We start from the raw sequence: 16,289 nt of genomic DNA, 5'->3' as shown, positions 1-16,289 counted from the left end.
TTATCTCATATTTTAATAGAAACAACATGATCAAAACATATATCAAAGTAGCTTGGCGAAATCTTTGGAAAAGTAAGAGCTATTCTATTATTAATATTATTGGACTTTGCATCGGCATGACTGCTGTATTGATTATTGGCATATGGGTGCAAAACCAATTACAGTTTGACAATTTTTATAGCGATAAAGAAAACATCTATAAGGTTTTGAACAAAAACCGTAACGATGAAGGTAAAATCAGCTTGCAAGAATACACCTCAGGACAAGCTTCCCCAGCATTGATTGCTGATTATCCCGAAGTTGAGCGTGCAGCACGCATGTATTGGAGCATTAGCAAGCTACTCTCTTTTGGAGACAAAAAAATCAAATCCAAAGGCAACGAAGTCGATCCGGCATTTATTCAGATGTTTGATTTTAAACTTTTAAAAGGCAATAACAATAAGGCTCTTGGAGAGACAAGAAATATTATCCTGACGGAAAGCCTGGCAAAAAGTATCTTCGGGGAGAAGGATCCATTAGATCAAACAATTATATTGGACAATAAGGAGCCTTATAAAGTCTCCGCTATCATGCAGGACCTTCCAGGCAATACAAATTTTGATTTTACCTATCTCATACCCTTGGTAAATGCAGAAGGTTATTCGCCAAACTGGAATACGATCGCCTTCACGACCTATATTCAACTAAAAAAAGGAACCAATGTAGATGCTTTTAACAATAAGCTTATCGATATCATCAAGAAAAAGACCAATAGTGAATTGGGAGGATCCCTTTTTTTGTATCCAATATCCAAAATGCATCTGTATTCGAAATTTGAACAGGGTATCCCTGTTGGCGGAAAAATTGATCAGGTTAAAATTGTTACTGGAATTGGCTTATTAATTTTATTGATCGCTTGTATCAATTTTATCAATCTCAGTACGGCGCGCAGTCAAAAAAGGGCTAAAGAGGTCGCTATACGAAAAGTTGTGGGCGCACAGCGTTTCAACCTCATCGCACAATTTCTGACAGAATCCTTATTATTGGCGATCATCTCAGGAGCACTTGCGATCACATTGGCAGTACTGACGCTTCCCCTATTCAATACGATATTTGATAAACCGTTGGTACTTGCTTTGTCAGATCCAACAATCTGGCTCTCGTTGATCGGTTTTATTTTTCTAACTGGCATACTGGCGGGACTATATCCTGCATTTGTGCTATCGGCTTTTAAACCAATAAAATCATTAAAAATATTTCGCTCATCAAAAAAGATCGCTTTGAATTTCCGTGAATTATTGGTCATTTTTCAATTCGGTGTTGCCATCATACTTATTATTGCCACGATTGTCGTCCGGAGGCAAATTGAATATGCGGGACAACGTGATGTTGGCTATACTACTTCCCAACTGATAGAGATCGGCATGGAAGGCGATATGGGGGGAAACTATGAAGCAATTAAATCAGAGCTGCTCAACAATGGAATTGCTACTGCTGTCACACGTTCGGGGTCATCAATAACCAGTAATGCTGGCAGCGCATGGGGTGGTTTTTCCTGGGAAGGTTCAACGCCGGAACAAGGAAAAAAAATGGGTTTCAATCTGGGAAGAACAGAAAGTGACCTTATCAAAACACTTGGATTAAAACTTATTGCCGGTCGGGATATCGACTATGCTAGGCTAGCAGCAGACAGTTCAGCAGTACTCCTGAATGAGGCAGCCATCAAAGAAATGAATTTGAAAAATCCCGTAGGAACTTATTTAAAATGGGGAAGTACCACCTATACCATCGTAGGAGTTATAAACGATTATATCAGTGGTTCACCCTACAATCCAGTAACACCCATGCTCATCTATGCAACCAAGAAATCCCTGTACAATTTAATTATCCGAACCAATCCAGCCTCGTCAGTACAGGATCAGCTCAAACAAATCGAACAGATTATTAAAAAATTCAATCCAGCGTATCCCTTCGAATATCAATTTGTCGATCAAAAATTTGCGGGTAAATTTAAAGATCAGCAACAGACAGCTCGACTGGCATTCATCTTTTCGGGGTTGGCGATTTTTATATCTTGCTTAGGCTTATTTGGATTAGCGTCCTATATTGCAGAACTAAGAACCAAGGAAATTGGCATACGTAAGGTACTCGGTGCCTCGGTTAGTGGCATTACAACTATGCTCTCCAAAGATTTTATCAAATTGGTGATTATTTCCATTGTGTTGGCATCACCGATTGCCTGGTGGGCAATGAACAAATGGTTGCAAGATTTCTCCTATCGCATTGAGATACAATGGTGGATTTTTGCGCTGGCAGGTGCTGCAGCCGTTTTGGTCGCCTTCGTGACAGTAAGTTCACAAGCCATTAGAGCAGCAAATCACAATCCGGTAAAAACATTAAGGGATGAATAAAATTATCCATTATCTCATATTTCAATAGAAACAATATGCTTAAAACATACATCAAAGTAGCTTGGCGAAATTTACTGAAGAACAAAGCTTTTTCGGCAATTAATATCTTTGGTTTAGCCATCGGTATGGCTGGTGCCTTACTTATTGCCTTATGGTTGCAGAATATGTTGGGCATGGACAGGTTTCATGAAAAAGGTGATCGGCTTTATATTATCAGTAACCGCGATACCTATCAAGGCGAATCACAGGCCTGGACAAATACACCTAAGATCATGGGGCCAACACTGAAAAGTGATTTCCCCGAAATCGAAAGCTTTACACGTATCGAGCAGGATGATAAATTTCTAACAAGCTATGGGGATAAAAATCTTGTTTCCAGCGCTACTTTTGCCGATGCTGGTTTCTTCAATATGTTCAGCTATCCATTGCTTAAAGGAGATAAAACCAATCCGCTTAAAGATGCAAACTCAGTTGTCATTACAGAAAAATATGCGAAGGCTCTTTTCGGTGATACGGATCCAATAGGAAAAACCATCAAAATAGAATCGAAGTATTTAGTCACCGTCCAGGCGATCGTAAAAGATCCTTCCAGCTACAGCAGTATACAGTTTGATTATCTGCTATCATGGGATTTGGCCAAGAAAATGGGCTTCGTAGATGAAAATTGGTCTAACAATTCAACCTATACTTATGTGCTACTACGGGAAGGGACAACATTGGAAAACTTCAATGCTAAAATAAGACTTTTCAGCCAGAACCATATCAATGTAGGTGATAACGAAATCAAGTCAACAAACGAAATCTTTGCATTTCCATACAAAGACACTTATCTCTACAACAAAAGCGAAAATGGCGCTTATACTGCAGGGCGGATCCAGTTAGTTCATTTATTTACCTGGATCGGTGTTTTTATTTTACTTGTTGCCTGTATCAATTTCATGAATCTCAGCACGGCCCGCTCCGAGAGAAGAGCCAAAGAGGTCGGCGTGCGTAAAGTAGTCGGAGCACAAAGAAAAAGTCTTATTCTACAGTTTATTGTCGAGAGTATCCTGATCAGTATTGGAGCAATGATACTCGCGCTCGTAGCCATCGTATTAGTTCTCCCAGCCTTCAATGATCTGGTTGAAAAAAACCTTACCATCTCCATCCTGTCCAGTGATACCTGGTTGTTCTTAATTGGCTTCACCTTGTTGACTGGAGTATTGGCGGGAAGCTACCCTGCATTTTTTCTCTCCTCCTTTAAACCTCTGAAAACATTAAAAGGGAAATTGAACACATACAACAAAGGAATCAGTGTACGCTCCATTTTGGTTGTCGTCCAATTCAGTCTCGCAATTATCTTGGTCATAGCGACCGTCATTGTTTCGCAACAGATCCAGCATACCAAGGATCGGGACCGCGGTTATAACGATAATGGACTTGCTGCAACCCGATTTACGGGCAAACTTAACGGTGGAAAGATCTACCAGACTCTTCGAAATGAATTGTTGGCCAGCAATGCCGTGCTCTCGGTGACAAAAAATATGTCCCCAGTCACGGATCGCTACAGCAATGGCTGGGGCTTCTCTTGGCAGGGCAGTACGGAGAGCGATAAAAGAATCTCCTTTGACCGTTTCAGTACCGATGCCGATGCCGTGAAAACGTTGGGTTTTAAACTTGTTGCTGGACGAGATATAGATATATACAAATACCCAACAGACAGTAATGCTATGTTACTGTCCGAAACAGCTGTCAAACAGATGCGCTTGCAGCATCCGGTTGGGCAAACGATAAACGGTGACGGTCAGGACTGGATCGTCGTTGGGGTAATTAAAGATTTTATCACGGAATCTCCTTTTTCGGCAGGTTATCCAATGGTCATCTTTGGCCCTAAATCCTGGTTTACCAATATCCACTATCGCTTAAATCCAAACAACAATACTGCGGCGAACTTGAAAACCATCGAAGCTATCTTTAAGAAATTCAATCCGGAATATCCATTTGAGTATAAATTCATCGACGAAAATTTTGAAGCTAAATTCAAGGAAACACAATCTATTGGGACGATTTCAATGCTATTTTCAGGCTTGACCATCTTTATTTCCTGTCTTGGTCTACTCGCCTTGATCGCATATATGGCTGAGACACGTATGAAAGAAATTGCGGTTCGTAAGGTCCTTGGAGCAAGTTTAACACAGGTAACTTCATTGCTGTCAGTAGACTTTATTAAATTAGTGATTATTGCTATTCTGATAGCCTCACCAATCGCTTGGTGGATAATGGACAAATGGTTGCAGGATTATAGCTACCGCATCCAGATCCAATGGTATTATTTTGTGATTGCGGGGCTAATGGCGATATTAATCAGTATGGCAACCATAAGTTATCAAGCCATTAAGGCCGCACTTAGCAATCCGGTGAATAGTCTGAGGAATGAATAACCAATAATACAAACCAATACGATCCCATTATGATAAAGAACAATCTAAAAATAGCGTGGCGGAATCTAAGAAGAAATTCTTCCACCTCGATCATCAATATCACCGGGTTAGCCTTGGGGATTGCGATCTGCTTACTGATAAGCCTATATGTCGCTGATGAGTTCAGTTTTGACCGGTTCAATACAAATGCGGATCGAATTGTACGCGTCGTCTTTCGGGGCACGGTTAAAGGCGGAACGATGAATGAGGCACATGTTATGCCTCCTGTCGCAGCCACAATGAAGGCTGAATTAGCCGAAGTCAAGGAAACAGCACGTTTGAGACAAGGTGGAGCCCCCTTATTTACGGTTGGCGATAAGGTTTTTCGTGATGAGCAGATGGCCTATGTTGACGCCTCCTTCTTTAAAATATTTACCTTGCCTCTTATTAAAGGTGATGCGAATACCGCCGTGAAGATGCCCTATACCGTGGTAATATCTGAATCCATGGCACGTAAATATTTTGGAACAACAGATGTTGTAGGTCGGGATCTCACCATAAAAGGTGATCAAAATATCCTAAAAATTACTGGGGTAATGAAGGATATTCCCAGAAACTCCCACTTCCATTTTGATATTTTCACCTCAATGGCGGCACTGGAAGACTCCCGTTCAAACTCCTGGATGACATCCGAGTATTATACTTATGCACTGCTCGCAGAAAATACCTCATTAAAAAGTCTAGAGAAAAACTTAGCGACCTTATTTGACAAACATGTTGGCGCTCAGTTTATGGCTGGATTCGGAATGAGCTATGAAGATTACAAAAAATCAGGCAATACAATAGGTCTCTATTTACAGCCCCTAACCGATATCCATCTGCATTCCAATTTTGGCTACGATCTAAGTCCATCCGGTGATATTCGATATATCTATATTTTTAGTGCTATAGCGCTATTTATGCTATTGATCGCGACGATCAATTTTATGAACCTATCAACGGCAAGTGGTTTCCGGAGAAGTCGGGAAGTGGGTGTACGGAAAGTACTCGGCGCCGACAAGCAAAGCCTGATCCGTCAGTTCCTCTCCGAAGGCATTCTGCTGGCCTATCTGGCCTTGTTTCTGGCCGTCGGGATTGTTTTACTGGCTCTTCCCTTATTTAATCAATTATCGGGTAAATCTATTGCAATCCATCAGCTTGATTTTGCCAAAATAATCCCCCTCCTGCTCGCATTCGGCTTATTGGTAGGTCTATTTTCGAGTACTTATTCTGCTTTATATCTAGCGGCATTCAACCCTTTGGTTGTATTAAAAGGACGTTTGTTGCGATCTACAAAACGGTTCAATCTCAGGAGCAGCCTTGTGGTCTTTCAGTTTATTATTTCCGTGGGGCTCATTTTCTGTACCGTAGTTGTCGTCCGACAGCTCGATTATATGCGGAACATCAAATTAGGTTATGAGAAAGAGAATGTCATTGTGATTCAGAGCTGGCCCTTGGGCGAAAACGAAAAAACGTACGTCAAGCTATTATCCGAAGACAGTCGTATCAAGCATATTTCCCGCTCATCTTACCTACCCGCTGGAGAAACCAACAACAATAACTTCTTTGTCTATCCGGACGGAAACACCGAAAAATGGGTCAAAACACTACGTTATGATGTAGACGAGGAATATATTGCTGCAATGGGCATGCAGCTTCATGAGGGACGAAATTTTTCGAAAGCTTTTGGTAACGATACCTTATCCATTATTGTGAATGAAGCCGCAGCAAAAGATCTGGGCTGGAAAGGAAAAAGCCTTGGCCGTACATTGACCAATAAGGATAATAAAACCTATCGTGTTGTGGGTGTTGTCAAAGATTTCCATTTTAAATCGCTACACGAACCCATCTCGCCCTTGGTCATGGTATTGGGCGATCAAGCTGGGAGTCTGATTGTCAAAACAGAGACAAAAGATACAGAGGCGCTGATTCAAAAGTTGAAAGCGGAATACGATGCCTTCCCTACCGATATTCCATTCAACTATTCTTTTCTCGATGAGCGCTATGCCCAAACCTATCAGGCCGAAGTCAAAACAGGAAAATTGTTGAGCATATTCGCCGGACTGACGATTTTTGTCGCTTGTCTGGGTTTATTTGGATTAGCTATTTTTACGGCAAACCAGCGCCGGAAAGAGATCGGTATCCGTAAGGTCATCGGCGCATCTGTCCCCGGTATTACAGGGATGCTTTCGGCAGAATTTATCAAACTTGTCCTGATCGCTATCGTGATTTCTTCACCGATAGCCTGGTGGGCGATGTACAAATGGCTGGAGAATTTTGCTTACCGCATTGAAATACAATGGTGGATGTTTGCCGTTGCAGGGCTACTTGCTGTACTGATCGCGCTGCTGACAGTCAGTTCTCAGGCCATCAAGGCAGCTGTAGCAAATCCGGTTGATAGCCTGCGGGAGGAATAACCGCCAAGACGACAAAAACAATGATATTGTAAACGCAACACAATAAAATTATGATTAAAACATATTTCAGATCAGCGCTACGGCAACTATGGAAACATAGCTACTATACCTTTTTAACAATTGCTGGTTTAGGCTTGGCAATTGCATGTAGCTTATTTATCTATAGCTATAACAGCTTCCAATATAGTTTTGATCAGTTTCATACCGATAAAGATCGCACCTTTCTAGTCGTACAGGATCTCAAACTAGAGCAGGTAGAGCATAGCAAAGGCGGATCCTATGCCATGTACAACGCTATTTCACGTGAAATTCCACAAGTGGAGCGAACAGCATTATATATGGATAATAAAGATCTGACGCTGCGGATAGGGGACCAATTGTATAAAACAGAAGGTAAAGCAGCTTTTGTTTCATCAGAATATTTCAGCACCTTAAATTTCCCTTGGTTAGAGGGATCTCCAAAAGATCTGGACCAACCTAACACCGTCGCGTTGACCAAAACAGTTGCCAAAACTTATTTTAATAACGATAACCCCTTAGGAAAAACGATTCTGGTCGATAGCAAATTCCCGGTAAAAGTTGTGGGTATCATCGATGAGAGCAACAAAAATTCAGACTTCCGTTCAGAAATCTATTTTTCACAAAGTTCTGTTGCCACCTTATGGCAGATCCCTCAAGATGATGGCTTCTTCAACAATTGGGGCTATTCCAACTCAAGTAATAATATTCTTGTCACCTTAAAAAACGCTGCCGATAAAAGTACCGTCGAGCAGGCCATTCGTACGCTTGTTGCCAAGTATTGGCACAAAGATGTACTACAAACATTCAATTATAAACTCCTGCCATTGACAAGCTATCATTTTGACACAGATTACGGCAAGGGAACACAACGTACACTGCTGAATATCCTGGTCGCAATTGCCATCGGAGTCAGTATCATGGCTTTGGTCAATTACAGCAACATCACCTTTGCCAGACAAATGAACCGCAGTGTAGAAATGGGCGTGAGAAAGGTATTGGGCAGTTCCAAAAGACAGCTGTATATTCAGTTTCTGATCGAAACCTTGATCCTGACCGCTGCTGCTGTTATCTTTGCCTTGATTTTATTACTGATCTTTTCAAATTGGGCAAATCAGGCTCTTTTTCCGAATGAACCCGTACAGGTTGTGCATCCCCTGTCATTTATAGCGATCATTGGTATCATCTGGATTTTAACGAGCCTATTGACCTCCATCTATCCGCTGATTTTCGTCAACCGGATGAACATCCAGCAGGCACTGAAAAAGCTGACCATAGGCCCCTGGAGTTTTAGTCGCAAAACACTTATTGTATTTCAGAATGTGATCGCCATGACGCTGCTGATTGCCACTTTCGTTATTGTCTTACAAGTAAATCACCTCAAAAACACAGATATAGGGTTTAACAGGGAGCAGGTTATCCTGCTTCCGTTCACAAAAAGAATGATCCAATCAAAAGCGAAAATCGCTCATTTCATTAGCAATAGAACCGATATTCAATCGTATACTTTTAGCGATAATCCACCTTCATCTGAAAAGGTATGGGGCGGAACCATCCAGTTTGACAACAGAACGGAATGGGAGAAATGGCCTGCCCGATACGCTATCGGGGATTCTGCTTATATCAGCACATTCAACATCAAATTATTGGCAGGAAGAAATTTCAACGATAATCCGCAGAAGCCAGAATTTCTGATCAACAAGAATATGGCTACCGCATTGGGCTTTAAAGATCCCAATGATATTATCGGCAAGTCTTTAAACGCCGGCGGGCTGAACGAAGAACAAGCAGGAACAATTGTAGGTGTTGTTGCAGACTTTAGCACCAATTCGCTGAACGAACCCATCTCCCCTACAGTAATTGGGTATAACGAAACACGGTTAAAAAATGTAGCGATTAAACTAAAGGGTACCGATCATAAGCTGCTCGTGAAAGATCTGGAACAACAATGGAAAAACTGGTATCCCGATGAAGTGTTCCAATACAAATTCTATGATCAGCAGATTGCTCAGCTCTACAAGAAAGAAGCATTACTGGAAAAACTGATCTGGATCGCTGCTATCGTCGCGATAAGCATCAGTTTGCTCGGTTTTCTAGGGCTGCTCTCCATCAACATCCTCAAACGAACAAAAGAAATAGGAATCCGGAAAGTGTTAGGTTCTTCGGTAACAGGTATTATTGTGTTGTTGTCACAAGATTTCTTCAAATGGATAACAATCGCTTTTGTACTTGCGACACCACTGGCTTATTATTTTATGAACCGCTGGCTGGACAATTTCCCATTTCGGATCAGTATGGGCTGGTGGATCTTTGTATTGGCTTTTTGCGTTGGGCTTATTTTAACGATTGCCGTGGTATACCTACAATCTATAAAAGCAGCTACAGCCAATCCTGTTGATAGTTTAAGAGACGAATAGGAAAGGAAGCTGTCAAACAAATTACAGCGAAACCGCTGAAAGTTGAAAAGAGACTATAGGAGTGTCCACCCTTTTGAACACTCCTTTTCGATGTTCCATATTTGAATAGAGCCGGACTAAAGTATAGATGCCGGTTCTATTCTTTTTTGATTACAAATCAGTATAACACCTGTATTTCTGTAGTAAGCTTATTTTACTAAATTCCATTAAATTCCTCCAGTCCATCTGTCTGGTTATTTGCTAATCGTTCGAGGAATCGACCAGACTGAGGTGTTCGCGGGTGTACAATGACTGTCCGAAATCGGACAGTTCACTCGACGAAAGCCATCTTAACAAATTAACAATCAGTAAACTACAGGCTTGGCTAAGGATTTGTATTATCGTACACAAATTAGCAAAAACCAAAGCCTGCAGCCAATCTGTTTGCGGCGATGGAAATAAACCTTATACGAGTGACAATGACTTTTACAAACTTCAAGATTGCCTGGCGGAATATTCGAAAGAAAAAAATTCAAAACCTGATCAACCTAGTTGGATTGACCCTTGGCATTACCTTTTTACTACTGGTCGGGGCCTATGTATGGGATGTTCAACAGGTAAATAGCAAGATAAAAAATATAGATCAGCAATTTTTATTACAGAGCAAGTATAAGAAGGAAGGATTTGGGATCAATTTGACCACAATCGGAGCGCTCCCCAAAGCCCTGTATGAAGAATATCCAAATTTGGTGGCCAACTATTATCGTATCGATGGACTGACAGGTATTATCGCCAATGGAGCTACGGTCCACGAAGAAGGAATGGCCCTCGGTGATCCCAGCCTTTTAACCATGTTTGGTTTTGAACTTTTAGCAGGTAATCCCAAGACTGCGCTAAATAACCCTTTTTCTGTGGTGATCACTGACCAAGCTGCTGTAAAATATTTTGGAAATGTAAATGTTCTCGGAAAAACCCTGCAGATTAAAAATTTCAGAGGCGAAAAACATGATTTTGAAATTACTGCTGTCATAAAAACTGCAGTACAAAATGCGGTCATGGATCTCACAAAGGATATGCACTCTGATATTTTTCTGCCCATTGCCAACGAAGAATATTTCGGCCGATCCCTGGATAACTGGAATAATCCTTACATCGCAGGTTATCTCGAATTGAAAACTGGAGTAACGACGCAACAATTGGATGCAGCGATTCAAACGCTGGTTCACAAAAATACAGATAAGGAATTCGCCAGCCAGTACAGCCCAAATCTAAAACCCTTGAAAAGCTATTATCTAGACGATAATCAAGGCGCTGTCCGCAAGATGATTCAGACCCTAATCTGGATTGCCGTTTTTATTCTGGTCATGGCAATCATCAACTTTATCAATTTTAGTATTGCACAGCATATTACGCGGTTGAAGGAAATCGGTGTGCGCAAGATTATGGGCTCCTCCAGACCACAATTGATAAGGCAGTTGCTGACAGAATATATCCTTATTGTAGCTATTGCAGCATTGATCAGTCTGCCCATCTATAGCATAGTACGCCCTTTATTTGCACATGTACTGATGCGCGAGCTGCCCTCTCTAATCAGTTTACCGGGCTATTTTTTCGGTTTATTGGGTCTATTGACAGTAGTGATCGGTATGCTGGCGGGATTATACCCAGCAATTAAACTGTCCAATATCAAGATACTTCCCTCGGTCAAAAATCAGTTCTCCGCATTAGGTGACAAGCAATTAGTTCGAAAAGTGCTATTGTTCTTTCAGTTCGCCGTTGCGCTGCTCCTATTGGTCTGTACCTTGATTATCTCCAAACAGGTCAATCTATTTATAAATAGCAATTTAGGATACAACAAAGATTATCTGTTGACGGTACAGGCACCAAGGGACTGGTCTGAAAATGGTATCCGGAAAATGGAGACCATTCGGCATGAGCTGCTGCAGGAATCAGCGGTTAAGTCCGTAAGTCTTTCTTATGAGACACCGGGGCTATTAGGCTTCAATATGCAACCGGCTTTTGGCAATAATATCGATACAGAGGTGCAGGTTCAACGGATTAACAGTGACAGTTACTTTCTGGAAACCTATGAAATCCCCCTATTGGCGGGTACCTTTTTACCCAAAAATGCGGTGACAAATGCCACAAATAGATCCGTTGTGATCAACAAGAAAGCCATGGAAGATTTTGGCATCCGTGATGCCGAAAGTGCAATCGGTCAACAGATCGCCCTGAACGATCCAAATGTTAAGATGACCATTGTGGGCGTCACCGATAACTTTGTCGCAAATTCTCTTCACCGGGCATCTCCAGCTATTGTCTGGACAGATATCCATGAAAATTTCCAATACCGATACCTGAGTATCCGTTTAAAACCGGGCCGACTGTCCAGCGCGGTACAAGGACTGGAAAAGAAATGGAAAGAATTAATGCCTGATGCACCATTTAAGTATCAATTTATGGATGACCGCATCAAAGGTTTATATGAAACGGAACTGCAACTGCACCGGGCAGCACAGATTGCGACTGCTGTTTCACTTTTGATTGTTGTATTGGGGCTGACCGGCCTAATCTCTCTATCGATTCATCTCCGTAACAAGGAAGTAGGTATCCGCAAAGTACTGGGTGCCTCATTAGCACATTTGATGCTGTTATTTTCGAAGGAATACTATGGCATATTTCTATTAGCGGTTTTGGTTACAGTACCATCTAGCTATATGCTGATGCAACATTGGCTACAGAACTATATCATCCGAATAGAAATCAATGCATTTACCTACCTATTACCAATGGGTATACTGTTGAGCGTACTTGGTCTACTGGTAGGCTTCATCGTATTTCGGGCGACCCGGTTTAATCCGGTTGAAAAATTAAGGGATGAATAATGTATTTCAAATAGCCCGTATCAATCCCGTCAATAGTTTACGGGATGAATAAGAAAAAATAAGCCGTAGGTTGTTGACGTTCAAAAGTGCATTTATTATTAACCGATTGGGAATGAAAGTTTATAATTGGTGTACCTACGACTTAGGATCTTTGCAGCAATTTTTAGCTGTTCCCAGTGAACAGCTAAAAATTGCTTATTTCTTTTCAGTCGATTTTGCGTGAGCAGCCAAAACATAGCCGAATCCGCGTTCAGTTTGATGACGAACAATCCTTGCCGCCTCGCTACCTTGAAGCAATTCATCTAAAACTAACATCAAATTTTTAGGCTGTATGTATCGTTTGAGTTCCGTACAACATAACTTTTGTATTTCATAAGGTTCTTTTTCCTCATTAAAATATCCTGCATCAATTTGCTCATCTAAAAGAATCCTTATCTTTTTGACCTCCTCCGTTGTCGAATTTGTATAAGGATCAATATCGTGACGAATGTCTATTAACTTAAATTCCATTACTTTTTGATCCTGTTCTACATCAATCTTATATAGCTCATAGATAACCCGATCCGTCAATTGAGTCAGATGTAATTCATACTCATACTTTTGCAATGATAGCTTAGCTCCCACGAACACCATGGAATCTATACTATTTACCTCTAAAAAATGATGCATGACAAGTAAATCGTACATAAAAATTCGTTTGGTTTTGAACGTCTCGAATTTGCTTATAAAATCGAATGGTTTCCCCATTAAAAAGGAAACTTCCTCAGGTGACAAGTGCCGCGAAATACGCTGTAGCAGCATACGATAATATATAAGTATGTCTATCTCTTTTCCCTTTCTCTTATAGATCTTTGTTTTCTGAATTTTCGCTGTTTTCATAATTGGCACATTGAAATAATATAGATTTTCAATACAAAGAAATAGAAAATGTTTCAAAAATAAAAACATTTGTATAAATAAAAATAACATTATCTATATTTATCTATACAAAATGATGAAATATTAAGATAACACAATGACCAAACTAGGCGAATTTTTAGCGAAGAAGTCTGTAAATAAGTCTCAGATTGCGCGCAGAACTGGACTGAGTAAAGCCAGGATCAATGAATTGACGATGACCGAAACATCCAAATTACGTTTGGATGAAATGTACTTAATCGCTTTGGCTATCGATACCGATCCAGCTAAAATGATGTTCGAATTATGTGAACATCTTCAATTGAAAGAGATTGAGGATTAAGTTCCGCATCTCGTAATTTTATGCACTTATGCGCATAAAACTACGAGATGTTATTGCTTCCTCCTATTTCCTGCCAATTCACCAGTACCTCTTATAAATTTCATCCTTAAAAATCTGAAACACCAAATCATTCGAAAAGATAAAGCCAAAGGCAACATATTGGGAAATATGATTATTTCTTGGCACAAATCATCTGATGCCGATGGATATTAAAAAAAAGAAGGGATATCACATCGTGGGAATAATCTGTGCGGTATTGGACGTAAAACTGTTCGATATCGTACAGACACAAAATCCAACAAACAACACAAAAACCTAAAAGCCAACAATTTAACAAAATGGCAATACAATTGACTTCAGTATAATGTCTAGATTGACCTGTCGATTACGGATCAATAAGACCTTAAAAAAGTATTGTTATGGTAGGAAATAGTCTTAAAATCGCTTGGCGAAATATGGCAAAAAATAAACTCTATTCTTTTATAAAGATCGGAGGATTTGCTTTTGGTATCGCAATCTGTATTCTCATCGTACTTTACATCAAACAGGAGACGAGTTACAACAAATTTTATCCAACGATGGATCGAATTTATCGTCTGGTTGTTCAGCTTCCGATCGAAGGTAAAATAGAGCGCTGGGTGTCACTTTCGGCCCCCGTTGCTCCAACGCTTAAAGCTGAAATTCCTTCCATAGAACAAACAGGTCGAGTACTTGGTAATCCCTTGTTTGGTGCGGGCAGCAACCAACTCTCTCTGAACGATAATCCGCAAAGCTTTTACGATGATGGCTTTGTGTATGTTGATCAATCTATTCTGGACATGTTTCCTACACCTATGGTTTCAGGAAGACTTGAGCACGCATTGGATCAACCTAACACATTGGTCATTACGAAAAGTAAAGCCGAAAAATATTTCAAAACTGATCCTATCGGACAGACCATCTATCTGAACAATAACAAATCCAAACTATATACCATTACTGGTGTCATCGAAGACATCCCACAAAATTCTACGCTGGCCGGTTATAGCTTCTTTATTTCTCTTGCTGGGGAACCTTTTTACCCTGGCGAACAAAACCAATGGCTCAGCAATAATTACACGGTCTACGTTAAATTAAAACCACAGGTCAACATTGAACAAACAGAAAAAGAAATCTTAAAAAACTATAAAGACCACTATTTGCCTGAATACAAAAAATCAGGTCGTAAGCTCAATCCTTTATTCGAGCAGGCAAAAATCAACTTACAAAATGCACTTGACATCCATCTCAAGTCTACGGATATAGATGATGATAAAGTCAGTACACTGAATCGAGGTGATATCCGCATGGTCTGGACATTTGCCACTGTAGCACTATTTATTCTGCTAATTGCCTGTATCAACTTTATCAACCTGTCCACGGCCAATGCCGCTACACGTGCCAAAGAAATCGGTATCCGGAAAACAATTGGTTCGACAAGGGCATTGTTGATCGGACAATTCTTACTCGAAGCGATTTGCTATAGTGTATTATCTTTGTTCGTTGGCCTATTGCTGAGTTGGTTTTTGTTACCAATATTCAACAATCTCGCCAATAAGTCCTTGACCATTCCCTGGACATCCCTATACTTTTTCCCATCGTTATTGCTGGCGATAATTTTCATCGGCAGCTTGGCCGGAATCTACCCAGCCTTATATCTATCCCGATTTAAACCGATTGCTGCATTGAAAAATAAGACCGCCGGAGCCAAGTCATCATTATTCAGAAATGGTCTTGTCATTTTTCAGTTTGCAACCTCCATCATCCTCATTGTAAGCGCCCTAGTGACCAATCAACAGATACGCTATATCCTAGAAAAAGACCTCGGCTTCAAAAAGGAACAAGTGATCGTCCTTCGTGGCGTTGGTACATTGGGAAATCAGATCCCTAGTCTTAAAAATGAATTAAAGTCCATTCCAAATGTCAGCTCCGTTTCCCTAGGTGATTTCCTCCCCGTTCCCATTGATGGTGCCAAAAGAAATGGTAATCCTTTTTGGAATGAGGGTAGACGAGAGGTCGATATGGCGACACAAGGGCAGTTTTGGGAGATTGACCAGGATTATCTTGCGACCTTCGGATTGCAATTGACGAAGGGTAGAAATTTCGATCCCAAAATGGCTACGGACAGTACCGCTGCGATCATCAATCAAAAATTAGCGGATGACCTGGGATTAAAAAATCCCATCGGAGCAAAAATAACCAATGGCAGTACCTGGACAGTAGTTGGTGTCGTGGACAATTTTATTTTTGAGTCGCTGAAAGGTAAAGGATTCGCTGGCTTATGTATGGTATTGCGAGGTTATCCATCACTCCTCTCGATTAAAGTTAAGCCCGAAAACTTACAGGAGACCCTAACCGGGATTAACACGGTATGGAATAAATTTTCACCCAATCAAAAAATCAATTACAGCTTTTTGGATGAGGGCTTTGCTTCCCTTTATCAAGATGTTGAACGGACGAAAAATATATTCAGCTGTTTTGCAATCG

Annotated in this window: 8 protein-coding genes; 7 read left to right on the top strand and 1 reads right to left on the bottom strand. The window is 40.7% G+C overall.

What is annotated here, in order from left to right:
- Window positions 1–26: 26 nt before the first annotated feature.
- The 5 genes from DFQ12_RS24190 (at window position 27) to DFQ12_RS24170 (ending at window position 12,544) form a co-directional block, all read left to right on the top strand.
- Complete coding sequence (locus DFQ12_RS24190) at window positions 27–2,390, top strand: ABC transporter permease (RefSeq protein ID WP_120261613.1); 2,364 nt, start codon at window positions 27–29, stop codon at window positions 2,388–2,390.
- A gap of 35 nt (window positions 2,391–2,425) precedes the next feature.
- Window positions 2,426–4,810: an ABC transporter permease gene (locus DFQ12_RS24185; protein ID WP_120261612.1), complete on the top strand. Its 2,385-nt coding sequence runs from the start codon at window positions 2,426–2,428 to the stop codon at window positions 4,808–4,810.
- A gap of 29 nt (window positions 4,811–4,839) precedes the next feature.
- On the top strand, window positions 4,840–7,245 hold the full coding sequence (locus tag DFQ12_RS24180) for an ABC transporter permease (protein WP_120261611.1): 2,406 nt from the start codon (window positions 4,840–4,842) through the stop codon (window positions 7,243–7,245).
- A 50-nt stretch (window positions 7,246–7,295) separates the two neighbouring features.
- Window positions 7,296–9,680 (top strand): ABC transporter permease, encoded by a 2,385-nt coding sequence (locus DFQ12_RS24175; RefSeq protein ID WP_120261610.1) that lies wholly within the window; start codon window positions 7,296–7,298, stop codon window positions 9,678–9,680.
- Window positions 9,681–10,138: 458 nt separating this feature from the next.
- Window positions 10,139–12,544 carry an ABC transporter permease gene (locus DFQ12_RS24170; protein WP_167457346.1) on the top strand — a complete coding sequence of 802 codons (2,406 nt, stop codon included), beginning with the start codon at window positions 10,139–10,141 and terminating at the stop codon, window positions 12,542–12,544.
- Window positions 12,545–12,739: 195 nt separating this feature from the next.
- Here the strand turns inward: DFQ12_RS24170 and DFQ12_RS24165 are convergent, their stop codons facing one another.
- Window positions 12,740–13,423, bottom strand: a complete 684-nt coding sequence (locus DFQ12_RS24165) for a hypothetical protein (RefSeq protein ID WP_147420469.1) — start codon at window positions 13,421–13,423, stop codon at window positions 12,740–12,742.
- Between the two features lie 136 nt (window positions 13,424–13,559).
- Between DFQ12_RS24165 and DFQ12_RS24160 the strand changes: the two genes are divergently transcribed.
- Both DFQ12_RS24160 and DFQ12_RS24155 read left to right on the top strand, forming a co-directional pair.
- Complete coding sequence (locus DFQ12_RS24160; RefSeq protein WP_120261607.1) at window positions 13,560–13,784, top strand: helix-turn-helix domain-containing protein; 225 nt, start codon at window positions 13,560–13,562, stop codon at window positions 13,782–13,784.
- 419 nt (window positions 13,785–14,203) lie between these two features.
- Window positions 14,204–16,289: ABC transporter permease (locus tag DFQ12_RS24155; protein ID WP_120261606.1), on the top strand; the 2,086-nt coding region annotated here is incomplete at its 3' end.

The organism is Sphingobacterium detergens (genome assembly GCF_003610355.1).
GTDB lineage: Bacteria > Bacteroidota > Bacteroidia > Sphingobacteriales > Sphingobacteriaceae > Sphingobacterium > Sphingobacterium detergens.
The sequence above is the reverse complement of the archived record's forward strand: the minus strand, read 5'-3'. Positions and strand labels throughout refer to the sequence as shown.